Annotated in this window: 1 protein-coding gene (cut by a window edge); it reads left to right on the forward strand. The window is 69.3% G+C overall.

What is annotated here, in order from left to right; all coding sequences use genetic code 11:
- Positions 1–15,114: the beginning of a non-ribosomal peptide synthase/polyketide synthase gene (locus AB0M14_RS21220; protein WP_364997468.1), read on the forward strand. The gene runs 21,849 nt beyond the window's last position; 15,114 of the gene's 36,963 nt are visible here — the first part of the coding sequence; its start codon is at positions 1–3; its stop codon lies beyond the right edge, outside the window.

The raw sequence follows: 15,114 nt of genomic DNA on the forward strand, positions 1-15,114 counted from the left end.
GTGGAATTTTTCCCACTGTCGCCCGCGCAGCTGGGCATCTGGTATGCCCAGCACGTCGATCCGCAGGTGCCGATCAATATCGCCCAGTATGTCGATCTGCGCGGTGATCTCGACGTAGACACGCTGACGCGGGCCAGCGTCGGCGCTTCGCACGAGTTCGGCTCGGGTTTCCTGTGCATCGTCGAGCGTGACGGCGAGCCGGTGCAGTTCGTCGATCACTCCATCGGCGCCTGGGATCGCGTCACCTACATCGATCTGCGCGGCGAGCCCGATCCCGAGGCCGCGGCGCACGCGTGGATGCGGGCGGAGTACTCCAGCCCGATCGAGCTGACCACCGACCGGCTCATCAAGGCCGCCGCGCTGCGGCTCTCCGAGGACCACTGGTTCTGGTACACCCGTGCCCATCACATCGTGCTCGACGGCTTCGGCGCGATGAACTACATGAACCGGATCGCCGAGCTCTACCACGCCTTCGTGACCGGCGCCGAGCCGAAGCCGCCCAAGCTGACCGATCTGCCGACCCTGTATCAGCACGAGATCAGCTACCGCGAGAGCACGCGCTTCGAGTCCGACAAGCAGCACTGGGCCGAGCGGGTGGCGGGTCTGGAGGAGGGCACCACCCTCACCGGCCGCAACGCGGGCCCGGCGCCGCTGAACGGGATCGCGAGCGCGGCGCTGAACGACGCGCAGAACGAGCGGCTCACCGCCGCGATCACGCGGCACGATTCGAGTTCGGCCCCGCTGCTGCTGGCGGCGTTCGGCGCGTACCTGGCGCAGTGGACCGGACGCGAGGACGTGATCCTCAGCCTGCCGGTGACCGCGCGCACCACCGCGGCGATGCGCCGCTCCGGCGGCGCGGTATCGAATATCGTGCCGCTGCGCCTGCACCTCGGCTACGACACCACGGTCGGCGATCTGCTCAAGCAGGTGACTGTCGAGGTCTCCGGCGCGCTGCGTCATCAGCGCTACCGGCACGAGGACATTCGCCGCGACTCGGCCGGCGACGGCGTGGTGACCACGGAGTTCTTCGGTCCGTGGGTGAACATCATGCTGTTCAACGACGAGCTGACCATGGGGTCGCTGACCGGCGCCCTGCATGTGCTCTCCACCGGAGCCATCGAGGACCTGGGCGTCAATTTCTATACCTCCCAGGGTGGTTCGCGGTCGCACATCGACTTCGAGACCAACCCGAACCTCTACACCGAGGCCGAAGCGCGGCAGCACCATGCGCGGTTCCTGGAATTCTTCGACCGTTTCCTGGCCGCGGACGCCGAGGCGAAGGTGTGGAGCCTGCCGGTCACGACCGAGGCCGAGCGCGAGCAGACCCTGCTGGATTGGAACGACTCCGAGCACGAGGTCCCGGTCACCACGCTGCCGGCCCTGCTGGACTGGCAGATCCCGCTGACCCCGGACCACACCGCCCTGGTCTTCGAGGACCAGGAGCTGACCTACGCCGAGTTCGGCGCCCGGGTCAACAAGCTGGCCCGGTTCCTGATCGCCGACGGCGTCGGCCCGGAATCGCTTGTCGCGCTGGGTATGCGGCGCTCGCTGGAGCTGGTCATCGGCATGCACGCCGTGCTCAAGGCCGGTGGCGCCTACGTGCCGATCGATCCGGACCACCCGGCCGATCGCACCGCCTACATCCTCGAGTCGGCCGATCCGGTCTGCGTCTTGACGCTGTCCTACGACGATCTCGAACTGCCCGAGCAGATGCGCCGGGTGCCCATCGACACCCTGGACACCTCGGCGTATTCCGAAGCGCCGGTGACCGATTCGGATCGGCTGGCGCCGCTGCGCCCGGACAACACCGCCTACGTCATCTACACCTCGGGCTCCACCGGCCGTCCCAAAGGCGTCGCGGTCACCCATCACGCGATCGTCAACCAAGAGCTGTGGATGCTCGACGAGTACCGGTTGACCGCCGAAGACGTCTACCTGCAGAAGACCGCGACCACCTTCGACGTGTCGCTGTGGGGCTATTTCATGCCGCTGATGGTCGGCGCGAAGCTGGTCATCGCCAGCCCCGACGGCCATCGCGATCCGCTGTACGTAGCGGACATGATCGAACGCCACGGCGTCACCGTCACCGACTTCGTGCCGTCCATGCTGACGGTGTTCGTCGCGCACGCCACCCAGGCCCAATGCGCCACGCTGCGTGCGGTGTACGTGATCGGCGAGGCGCTGCCGCCGGAGACCGCCGCGGGCTTCCGCGCGATCTCCGCCGCCGGCCTGCACAACCTGTACGGCCCGACCGAGGCCGCGGTCTCGGTCACCTACTGGGAGGCCACCGCCGCCGACACCAGCACGGTGCCGATCGGTATCCCGGAGTGGAATGTCGAAGTCTACGTGCTGGATTCGCGGCTGCGACCGGCCGCGATCGGCGCCCCGGGTGAGCTGTATCTGGGCGGGCGGCAGCTGGCCCGCGGCTATCGCGGCCGCCCGGACCTGACCTCGGACCGGTTCGTCGCGAACCCGATCTCCGGCAACGGTGCTCGCATGTACCGCACCGGCGACCTGGTGCACTGGAACGCCGCCGGCGTGCTGGAGTACATCGGGCGCACCGACTTCCAGGTGAAGTTCCGTGGCCAGCGCATCGAGCTCGGCGAGATCGAGACCGTCACGCTGGCCCATCCCGCGGTCAGCCAGTCCGCGGTGCTGGTGGTCGATACCGCGACGGGTCAGCAACTGGTCGCCTATGTCGTGCCCGCGCCGGGGCAGTCGATCGATCCGGTCGAGCTGACCCGCTTCGCCGCCGAGCAGCTGCCGTCCTACATGGTGCCCGCCTCGGTGATGGTGCTCGAGGCGTTCCCGCTCAACACCTCCGGCAAGCTGGACCGCCGGGCGCTGCCGGATCCGGTGTTCAGCGCCGATGCCGCCGGTTTCCGGGCGCCGCGGACCCAGGCCGAGCACATCGTGGCCGGCATCTTCGCCGACGTGCTGTCCCAGGAACGCCTGGGTATCGACGACAACTTCTTCGATCTCGGCGGTAACTCGCTGGTCGCCACCCAGGTGGTGTCGCGGATCGGCGCGGCGTTCGGCACCCAGATCGGTGTCCGGGCGCTGTTCGAGACCCCGACCGTCGCCGGTATCGCCGCGCGCGCCGAAAACGCCACTCCGGCCGATGGTTCGCGTCCGCCGCTGGTCGGCCAGCAGCTGCCCACCCGGGTGCCGCTGTCGCTGGCCCAGCAGCGGATGTGGTTCATCAACCAGTTCGATCCGGCCGCCCCGACCTACAACCTGCCGTTCGTGGTCCGCCTGCGCGGCCACGTCGACATTCCGGCGTTGCAGGACGCGCTCAACGATGTGATGGCACGCCAGGAATCGCTGCGCACGGTGTTCCCGGAATCCGGGGACGGCGGCTACCAGCAGGTGGTCCCCGACGACGAGATCAACCTCGCGATCTCGGTGCAGGCCATCGACGAGTCCGAATTGCTGTCCACGCTCACCGCTTTCGCGGCCACCGGCTTCGACGTGTCGCGGGAACTGCCGATCCGGGTGCGGATCTACCAGGTGACCGGCGGCTCGACCAACGGCACGCCGGATCACGCGGTCGCGTTCGTGGTGCATCACATCGCCGCGGACGGTTTCTCGTTCGGGCCGCTCTCGCGCGATGTCGCCACCGCTTACCTGGCGCGCGCCGCGGGGGAGGCCCCGGCGTGGGCGCCGCTGCCGGTGCAGTACCAGGACTACAGCATCTGGCAGCGGGAACTGCTGGGCTCGGAGGCCGATCCGGGTTCCATGGCCGCGCGCGAGATCGCTTACTGGCGACGGCAATTGGCCGGTCTGCCGGACCAGCTGGATCTGCCGACCGACCGCCCGCGCCCGCCGATGCAGAGCTTCCACGGCAGCCGGGTGAGCTTCCAGATCGACGCCGAGCTGCACACCCGGCTGTCGGCTTTGGCGCGGGCACAGGGTGTTTCGCTGTTCATGGTCATGCACGCGGCACTGGCGGTGCTGCTGGCGCGGCTCTCGGGCACCAGCGACATCGCGATCGGCACGCCGGTCGCGGGCCGTGGCGAGCAGGCGCTCGACGACCTGATCGGCATGTTCGTCAACACGCTGGTGCTGCGCTCGGACGTGGACGGCAACCAGCCGTTCACCGAATTGCTCTCGCGCACCCGCGAAACCGATCTCGCGGCGTTCTCCTACGCCGACATCCCGTTCGAGCGCCTGGTCGAGGTGCTCAACCCGACTCGCTCCCAGGCCCGGCATCCGCTGTTCCAGGTGATGCTGTCGTTCCAGGAGATGTCGCACGCGACACTGGAATTGCCGGGGCTGACCGTCACCGCCGACGAACTCGATGTCGACATCGCCAAGTTCGATCTGCAGTGGACCGTCACCGAGGAGCACGGCGGCCAGGGCGAACCGGCGGGCATGACCGCCGTGGTCTCCTACGCCACCGACCTCTTCGACGCCGGCACCGTCGCCGAGTTCGCCAACCGCTACCTGCGGGTGCTCGAAACCGCCGTCGCCGCACCGGAATCCAAGGTGCAGGACATCGACATCCTGGATGCCGGGGAACGCGCTCAGGTGCTCACCGGCTGGAACCGGACCGCGCACGAGGTGCCCGCCGGGACCCTGGTTTCGATGTTCGAGGCGCAGGTCGCGCGGACACCGGACACGACCGCACTGACCTTCGAGGGGACAGCTCTGTCCTACGCCGAGTTCGGCGCGCGGGTGAATCAGCTGGCCCGGCATCTGATCTCGGTGGGCGTCGGCCCGGAGTCGATGGTCGCGCTCGGCATGAGCCGCTCGCTCGAACTGGTCATCGGTATGTACGCGGTGAGCGTCGCGGGCGGCGCGTATGTGCCGCTGGATCCGGATCATCCGGCCGAGCGCACCCACTATGTGCTCGAGACCGCGGCGCCGGTCTGTGTGCTGACGACCTCGCGCGACGACTTCGACGCGGGCGCGGTGCCCGCGATCGAGATCGACACCGCCGATCTGTCGGAGTACTCGGCCGACCCGATCGCCGAGACGGAACGCCGCGGCGCGCTGCGTGATTCGAATACCGCGTACGTCATCTTCACGTCCGGTTCGACGGGCCGTCCGAAGGGTGTGGCGGTCTCGCACGCCGCGATCGTGAACCGCCTGGTGTGGATGCAGTCCGAGTACGGGCTCACCGCCGCCGACGTGGTGTTGCAGAAGACGCCCGCCACCTTCGACGTGTCGGTGTGGGAGTTCTTCTGGCCCTTGCAGATCGGCGCGCGACTGGTCGTCGCCAAGCCGGACGGGCACCGGGATCCCTCGTACCTGATCGACGTCATCACCGAGGAGCAGGTCACCACCGCGCACTTCGTGCCGTCGATGATGTCGGTGTTCGTGGCGGAGCTGCATCCGGACGAATGCCACAGTCTCCGTAATGTTTTCGCCTCCGGTGAGGCGCTGCCCGCCGCCACCGCGCAGCGGTTGATGGCGATGACCGGTGCGCGGCTGCACAACCTGTACGGCCCGACCGAGGCCGCTGTCGACGTCACCTATCACGAGGTCACGGTCGCGGACACGGTGTCGGTGCCGATCGGTGCGCCGGTGTTCAACACTCAGGTGTATGTGCTGGATTCGCGGTTGCATCCGGTTCCGGTGGGTGTCGCAGGTGAGCTGTATCTGGCGGGCGTGCAGTTGGCGCGCGGGTATGTGGCGCGTCCGGATTTGAGCGCGGACCGGTTCGTCGCGAACCCGTTCGGCGCCAGTGGTGAGCGGATGTACCGCACGGGTGACCTTGTCACCTGGACCGCTCAGGGTGAGCTGGAGTACTTGGGGCGTACCGACTTCCAGGTGAAGTTGCGTGGTCTGCGGATCGAGCTCGGTGAGATCGAGGCCGCGCTGACGGGTCTGGGTTCCATTGCTCAGGCTGTGGTGCTGGTGCGTTCGGATGATCGCCTCGGCGACCAGTTGGTCGCGTATGTGATCCCCGATCCCGCCGCCGTCGCGGTGGACGCGGGGCTCGACATCGACGCCGTCCGGCTGGAGCTGGCCGGCGAACTGCCCGCCTACATGGTGCCCTCGGCGTTCGTCGTGCTCGACGAGTTCCCGCTCAACGCCTCCGGCAAGCTGGATCGTAAAGCGTTGCCCGCGCCCGTGTTCGAGGTCAAGACCTTCCGCGCGCCCTCGACCCCGATCGAGGAGATCGTCGCCCAGATCTTCGGCGAGGTGCTCGGCATCTCACGCATCGGCGTCGACGACGACTTCTTCGAACTCGGCGGCAACTCGCTGATCGCGACCCAGGTCGCCTCCCGTCTCGGCATCGCCCTGGACACCCGGGTGCCGGTCCGCATGCTCTTCGACGCCTCCACGGTGGCGGCGCTGGCCGCCCGGGTGGAGTCGCGCGCCGGCGACGGCGCCCGCAAGGCCCTGGTGGCCCGCGAGCGTCCGGAGGAAGTGCCGCTTTCCCTTGCGCAGCAGCGCATGTGGTTCCTGAACCGCTTCGACACCGAGTCCGCGGTCAACAACATCCCGGTCGCGATCCGGCTGTCCGGCGAACTCGATGTCGCCGCGCTGCAGGTCGCGGTGATCGACGTGATCGACCGGCACGAGTCGCTGCGCACCGTCTTCCCGGAGACCGTCGGCGGCCCCGTACAGGTGGTCCTCGACGCGGCGCAGATCGTTCCGGATCTCACCCCCTACCGGGTGACCGAGGCGACGCTGTTCGAGCACCTGATCGACCTGGCGTCGATGGCGTTCGACGTCACCAGCGAAGTGCCTTTGCACGCCCGGCTTTTCGAGATCAGCGACACCGAGTACGTGCTCGGTATGGTGATGCACCACATCTCCGCCGACGGCTGGTCCATGGGCCCGCTGGCGCGCGATGTCATGGTCGCCTACGCCGCGCGCACACTGTGGGAGCCGCCGGCCTGGTCGGCGCTGCCGGTGCAGTACGCCGACTACTCGCTGTGGCAGCGCGAGGTGCTCGGGTCCGAGGAGGACCCGAAGTCGTTGATCTCCAACCAGATCGCGTACTGGGCCCGCGAACTCGCGGATCTGCCCGACGAATTGGTGTTGCCCTCGGACCGGCCCCGGCCGGCGGTGGCCAGCTACCGCGGCGGCACCTACCCGTTCGTGATCTCCGGCGACACCCAGCGCGCGTTGATCGAACTGGGCCGCAAGTACAACGCCTCGCCGTTCATGGTGATGCACAGCGCCCTCGCGGTGCTGCTGGCGCGGCTGTCGGGCAGCGACGACATCGCCGTCGGCACCCCGGTCGCGGGTCGCGGCGAGGCCGCGCTCGACGACCTGATCGGCATGTTCGTCAACACCCTGGTGCTGCGCACCCGGATCCAGGAGACGGCGAGCTTCGCCGATCTGCTGGCCACCGCCCGCGAGACCGACCTGCACGCCTTCGCGCACGCGGACGTCCCGTTCGAGCGCCTGGTCGAGGTACTCAACCCGGCGCGTTCGCAGGCCCGGCATCCGCTGTTCCAGGTGATGCTGGCGTTCCAGAACACCAAGCAGGCCAACCTCGAGCTGCCCGGCCTGTCCATCAACGGCATCGACTACGACGCCGGCCTGGCCAAGTTCGACTTGCAGCTGACGCTGCAGGAAATCCAGGACGAGCAAGGCGAATCGACCGGAATGTCGGCCGAGTTCTCTTATGCGCTGGACCTTTTCGACGAAGGCACGGTCGCGGCCTTCGCCGCCCGGCTGGACCGGATCCTGGCGGCGATCATCGCCGACCCGGACGTCGCGGTCGGCGATATCGACCTGCTCGACGAGTACGAACGGGACCTGGCCCTGCTCGGCTGGAACCACACCGGCCGCCACTTCGACACCGCGGGCACGCTGGTCGCGGAGTTCGCCGCCCAGGTCGAGGCCACTCCCGACGCCGTCGCGGTCGTGGATCCGGAGACCGGTTCCGCACTCACCTACGCCGAGTTCGCGAGCCGGGTCAACCGGCTGGCGCGCCGCCTCATCGCGGCCGGGGTCGGCCCGGAATCCCTGGTGGCCCTGGGCTTGCGCCGCTCGGTCGACCTGGTCGTCGCGGCCTACGCGGTGCAGACCGCCGGCGGCGGCTATGTCCCGCTGGACCTCGATCAGCCCGCCGAGCGCATCGGCTACGTGCTGGAATCCGCGGCGCCGGTGTGCGTGCTCACCACGTCCCGGGACGAGTTCGGCGCCACCGGTCTGCCCACGCTCACGGTCGACGACGAGGACCTATCGGGCTACTCCGCCGCCATGGTCACCGATGCCGAGCGCATCGCCCCGCTGCGCCCGCAGCACCCCGCCTACGTCATCTTCACCTCGGGCTCGACCGGCCGCCCGAAGGGTGTCGCGGTGCCGCATGCCGCCGTGGTGAACCAGATCCGCTGGATCACCGGCGAATACGGCATCGGTGCGGACGATGTGGTGCTGTTCAAGACGCCTGCCACCTTCGACGTGTCGGTGTGGGAGCTGTTCGGCCCGCTGTCCACCGGCGGCCGCATCGTCGTGGCCAGCCCGGACGGCCATCGCGACCCGCAGTACCTCGCGGACGTGATCGAAGCCGAGCGGGTCACCATGACCTCGTTCGTGCCGTCCATGCTGACCGTCTTCGCGGGCAGCGCCGACACCGCGGGCGGCGCGGCCAAACTCGCGTCGCTGCGCACTCTGTTCATCGCCGGTGAAGCCTTCACCGGCGATCAGGTGAAGGCGATCCGCCGGGTCAGCTCCGCCGAGCTGCACAACCTGTACGGCCCCACGGAATTCACCGTGCACGCCACGCACGCCCCGGTCGCCGCGACCGTCGAGGGCGCGGTCCCGATCGGCCTGCCGGTCTGGAATGCCCAGGCGTATGTGCTGGATTCGCGTCTGCACCCGGTTCCGGCCGGTGTCGCGGGCGAGCTCTATCTGGCCGGCGAGCAGCTGGCGCGCGGCTACTACGGCCGGGTCGACCTGACCGCGGATCGCTTCGTGGCCAACCCCTTCGGGACCAATGGCCAGCGTATGTACCGCACCGGTGACCTCGTCACCCGCACCGCCGACGGCTCGATCGTCTACCTCGGCCGCACCGACTTCCAGGTGAAACTGCGCGGCTTGCGCATCGAGCTCGGCGAGATCGAAACCGCGCTCACCGCACACGAATCCGTCGCGCAGTCGGTGGCATTGGTGCGCTCGGACGCCCGTACCGGCGATCAGCTGGTCGGTTACGTCGTCCCCGCGGGCGACGCCGTCCTCGACTTGGACGAGCTGCGCGTACACCTGAGCGCGCTGCTGCCGTCCTACATGGTGCCCGGCGCCCTCGTCGTACTCGACGTCATGCCGCTCAACCCGAACGGCAAGCTGGACCGGAAAGCCTTGCCGGAACCGGTCTTCGAGGCCCGCGAGTTCCGTGCCCCGGGCACCCCGATCGAGCAGATCGTGGCGAACACCTTCGCCGAGGTGCTCGGTCTGACCGAGCGTCCCGTCGGCTTGGACGACGACTTCTTCGACCTCGGCGGCAACTCGCTGATCGCCACCCAGGTGGTCGCCCGCCTGAGCGGCGCCCTGGACACCCGGGTGCCGGTCCGTCTGCTGTTCGAGGCGCCGACCGTCGCCGCGCTGGCCGGTCGCCTGGAGGCGCACGCGGGCACCGGCGCCCGCCCGGCACTGGCCCCGGTCGAGCGCCCGGAGCACCCGCCGCTCTCGCTCGCGCAGCAGCGCATGTGGTTCCTGAACCGCTTCGACTCCGACTCCGCCGCCAGCAATATCCCGGTCGCGGTGCGCCTGCACGGGCAGCTGGACATCGAGGCGTTGCGGCAGGCCGTCGCCGACGTCATCGCCCGGCACGAATCGCTGCGCACCATCTACCCGTCGCACGAGGGCGTCGCCTTCCAGCAGGTGCTGCCCACCTCGCAGGCGGTGCCCCGGCTGGACGTCGACTACGTCTCCGAGGGCGAAATCGCGCCCGCGCTCTACGATTTCGCGATCGAGGGCTTCGACGTCACCGCCCAGCCGCCGGTCCGGTTGCGCGTCTTCCAGGTCGATGCCCGGCAGGGCGGCGGTCACCGCTGGCGCGACACCACCCAGGACTACGTGCTCGCCGTCGTCGTGCATCACATCGCGGCGGACGGCTTCTCGATGCGCCCGCTGGTGCGCGACCTCATGGCGGCCTACGTCGCGCGGCGCGCCGACTCGGTGCCGGGCTGGTCGCCGCTGCAGGTGCAGTACATCGACTACGCGGTGTGGCAGCGCGAAACCCTGGGCTCCGAGGAGGATCCGGGCTCGCTGATCGCCGCCCAGCTGAACTACTGGCGGGACGCGCTCGACGGCCTGCCCGAAGAGCTGCGCCTGTCCACCAAGCAGCGGCCCGCCGTCGCGTCGTATCACGCCGGCACGCACCGCTTCCGGGTGCCGGCCGAGCTGGTCGACGAGCTGAACCGGGTGGCGCACGCCAACGGGACCACGCTGTTCATGGTGGTGCACGGCGCGTTCGCCGCGCTGCTCGCGCGGATGAGCGGCACCGAGGACATCGCCATCGGCATCCCGGCCGCCGGTCGTGGCGAGCAGGGTCTGGACGACCTGGTCGGCATGTTCGTCAACACCCTGGTGTTGCGCACGAATGTCGATGCGGCGCAGTCGTTCACCGAGCTGCTCGCGCAGGTCCGGGAACGCGATCTGCAGGCGTTCGCGCACACCGACCTGCCGTTCGAGCGCCTGGTCGAGGTGCTCAACCCGGCCCGTTCGCAGTCCCGGCATCCGCTGTTCCAGGTGATGCTGTCCTTCCAGAACCTGGGCCGGACCGCGCTGGAACTGCCGGGCCTGCGGGTCTCGGAACTCGAGATCGACCAGCCGACAGCCAAATTCGACTTGCAGCTCTCGCTCGGCGAGGTGCCCGGCGCGGGCCACGAGTCGGCCATGGACGCCGAACTGGTCTTCGCCACCGACCTTTTCGACACGCAGTTCGCCTACGCCTTCGCCGACCGCTTCGTGCGCGTGCTGGCAGGCATCGCCGCCGACCCGGCGGTCACCATCGGCGACCTCGATCTGCTCGACAACGCCGAGCGCACGCTGGTGCTGCATCAGTGGAACGACACCGAATTCGCCGTCGACGCCGCGCTGACCTCGCCGGTCGGCGATGCCGCCGCGACCCTGGTGTCGATGTTCGAAGCCCAGGTGGAGCGCACGCCCGAGGCGACCGCGCTCACCTTCGAGGGGACCAGTCTGTCCTACGCCGAGTTCGCCGCGCGGGTGCACCGCCTGGCGCGCTGGCTCAAGCAAGCCGGGGTGGGCCCGGAATCGTATGTGGCCCTGGGTATGCGGCGTTCGCTGGACCTGCTGACCGGCGTCTACGCGGTGCAGGCCGCGGGCGGTGCGTACGTGCCGCTGGATCCGGATCATCCGGCCGAGCGCATCGAGCACATCCTCGACACCGCCCGCCCGGTCTGCGTCCTGACCTCGGGCGCGGATCTGGAAGCCACAGCGAGTCGTCAGGTCCGCATCGACGAACTGGACCTGTCGGAGTTCTCCGACGCGCCGCTCACCGACGCCGAGCGGCACCGTCCGCTGCGCCCGGGCAACACGGCCTACGTCATCTTCACCTCCGGCTCCACCGGCCGGCCCAAGGGCGTCGCGGTCTCGCACGCCGCGATCGTCAACCGCATGGTGTGGATGCACGCCCAGTACGGGCTCTCCGCCGAGGATGTCGGCCTGCAGAAAACGCCGTCGACCTTCGACGTGTCGGTGCCGGAGTTCTTCTGGCCCTTGCAGATCGGCGCGCGCCTGGTCATCGCCAAGCCGGACGGGCACCGCGATCCCGCCTACCTGGCCGAGCTGATCCAGCGCGAACAGATCACCACCGCGCACTTCGTGCCGTCCATGCTGAGCGTGTTCATCAACGAGGACGCGGCCGCGCACTGTGTGTCGCTGCGCCACGTGTTCTGCTCGGGCGAGGGCCTGCCCGCGCCCGCCGCGCAGCGGATCCGGGAACTGACCGGCGCCCGCGTGCACAACCTGTACGGCCCCACCGAAGCCGCGGTCGAAGTGACCTTCCACGAGGTCGTCGACGCCGATATCAGCTCAGTGCCGATGGGCGCGCCGGTGTTCAACACCCAGGTGCTGGTGCTCGACGCGCGCCTGCACCCGGTGCCGGTGGGCGTCCCGGGTGAGCTGTACCTGGCGGGCGCACAGCTCGCCTACGGCTACGTCGGCCGGCCCGACCTGACCGCGGACCGGTTCGTCGCCAATCCGTACGGCGCGCCGGGCGAACGTGCCTACCGCACTGGCGATCTCGTGGTCTGGACCCCGAACGGGGAACTGGAATACCTGGGCCGCACCGACTTCCAGGTGAAGGTCCGCGGTCTGCGCATCGAGCTCGGTGAGATCGAATCCGCGCTCACCGCACAGGGTTCGGTGTCCCAGGCCGTGGTCGTGGTGCGCCATGACGAGCGCACCGGCGATCAGCTGGTCGCCTACCTGGTGGCGAATCCGGACCGGGCCATCGACATCGAGTCGGTCAAGGACACCCTGGGCCGGCAGCTGCCGGCCTACATGGTGCCCGCCGCCTACCTCGTGCTCGAGGAGTTCCCGCTCAACGCCTCCGGCAAGCTGGATCGCAAGGCCCTGCCGGAACCGGTGTTCGAGGCGCGGGAGTTCCGCGCGCCCGCCACCCCGGTGGAACAGATCGTCGCCGGCGTCTTCGGCGAGGTGCTCGGCGTGGACCGGGTCGGCCTGGACGACGACTTCTTCGCCCTCGGCGGCAACTCGCTGGTCGCGACCCAGGTCGCGGCGCGTCTCGGCGAGGCCCTCGACACCCAGGTGCCGGTGCGCCTGCTGTTCGAGACCGCGAACGTCGCGGCCCTGGCCGCGCGCGTGGAATCGGCTGCGGGACAGGGTGGCCGGGCTCCGCTGACCGCCCGCCCGCGCCCGGATCTGGTGCCGCTGTCGCTGGCGCAGCAGCGCATGTGGTTCCTCAACCGGTTCGACAACCAGACCGCGGTCAACAACATCCCGGTCGCCATCCGCCTCACCGGCGACCTGGACGTGCCCGCTCTCAGCGCCGCCATCGGCGACGTGCTGGCGCGCCACGAAGCGCTGCGCACCGTCTACCCCGAGGTGGAGGGCACCGGCTACCAGCAGGTGCTGCCCGCCGACGAGGTGCGCTTCGAGCTGACCGCGCAGCCGGTCACCGCGGCCGGATTGTCCGCGCGCATCGTCGAACTGGCGAGTGTGCACTTCGACGTCACCACCGAGATCCCGTTCCGCGCACAGCTGTTGCGCCTGGACGACCGCACCTATGTCGCGGTGCTGGTCATGCACCACATCAGCGGTGACGGCTTCTCGCTGCGCCCGCTGCTGCGCGATGTCGTGCTCGCCTACACCGAGCGCTCGCGCGGTGCGGCGCCCGGCTGGGCGCCGCTGGAGGTGCAGTACGCCGACTACGCGCTCTGGCAGGCCGAGGTGCTCGGCGCCGAGAGCGACGCGGAATCGGTTGCCGCGCGCCAGATCTCGTACTGGTCCGAGCAGCTGCGCGACCTGCCCGAGCAGATCGAGCTGCCCGCCGATCGCCCGCGCCCGGAGGTCGCCGCCAATACCGGTGGCCTGCACGCCTTCTCGATCGACGCCGAACTGCGGCAGGCGCTCGAGGACACCGCCCGCGCGCACGGCGTCACCCTGTTCATGGTGCTGCACGCCGCGCTCGCGACCTGGGCCGCAAGGCTTTCCAACAGCACCGACATCGCCATCGGCACCCCGGTCGCCGGGCGCGGCGAACGCGCGCTGGACGACCTGGTCGGCATGTTCGTCAACACCCTGGTGCTGCGCAGCGAGGTCGACCTCGGCGCGAAGTTCAGCGATCTGCTGGAGCAGGTGCGCCGCACCGACCTGGCGGCGTTCGCGCACGCCGACGTGCCGTTCGAGCGGCTCGTGGACGTACTGAGCCCGGCCCGCTCGCAGGCGCATCATCCGCTGTTCCAGGTGGCGCTCACCTTCGAAGCCGCGTCGGCCTCCGACATGGGCACCGTCGCGCTGCCCGGTCTGGACCTCGATGTCGTCGAATTCGACGCGGGCACGGCCAAGTTCGACGTGCAGCTGACCGTCGGCAGCACCCGCGACGGCGCGATGGCGCTGTCCTGGAACTACGCCACCGAACTGTTCGATCCGGAGACCGTCGCCTCCTTCGCCGATCGCCTGGTGCGCATCCTGCGCAGCGTCGCCGAGGATGCCGCGATCGTCGTCGGCGATATCGATCTGCTCGGCGAGGCCGAGCGGCTCGATGTGTCGCAGCGCTGGGTGTCCTCCGGAACCGACACGGCCACCGCACGTTTCGCGGATTCCGAACTTACGCTGGTCGACCTGTTCGACGAGATGGTGGCCGCGCACCCGCATCACACCGCCGCCAAGTTCGGTAACGAGGCGCTGACCTACAGCGAACTCGACCGCCGCGCGAATGTGCTGGCGCGCAGGCTGATCGCCGACGGCGCGGGCCCGGAGTCGCTGGTCGCGGTCATCCTGCCGCGCTCGCTGGACCTGGTGGTCGCGCTGCTGGCCGTGGTGAAGACGGGTGCGGGCTATGTGCCGGTCGACCCGACCTACCCGGCCGACCGCATCGCCTACGTTTTGGCGGATTCCCGGCCGACCAGCGTCATCCTGGACTCCACCGTCCAGGTGACCGTGCCGGCCGAGCTGCCGAGCGTGGTGCTCGACGGGTTCGCCGTGGAGACCGGCGATGTCGAGGACGCCGAGGATCATCCGATCACCGACGCCGATCGCAACGCGCCGCTGTCGCCGGATCACGTCGCCTATGTCATCTACACCTCCGGCTCCACCGGCCGCCCCAAGGGCGTCGCGGTCGCGCACCGGAATGTGGTGCGGCTGTTCGCGAATACCGATCGCGACTTCGGCTTCGGCGCCGAGGACGTGTGGACGCTGTTCCACTCCTACGCCTTCGACTTCTCGGTGTGGGAGCTGTGGGGCCCGCTGCTGTTCGGTGGCACCGTGGTGGTCGTCGATTACTACACCTCGCGCTCGCCGGAGCAATTCCTGGAACTGCTTCGCGTGGAACGGGTTACGGTGCTCAACCAGACGCCGTCCGCGTTCTACCAGCTGGCCGAGGCGGATCGGAACGCCGCGCCGGGGGCCGCGCCGCTGGCCTTGCGCTACGTGGTGTTCGGCGGCGAGGCGCTCGAATTGCGCAGGCTCAGCGACTGGATCGCGCGCCACGGCGAC

The sequence above is a fragment of the Nocardia sp. NPDC051832 genome (assembly GCF_040681285.1).
GTDB lineage: Bacteria > Actinomycetota > Actinomycetes > Mycobacteriales > Mycobacteriaceae > Nocardia.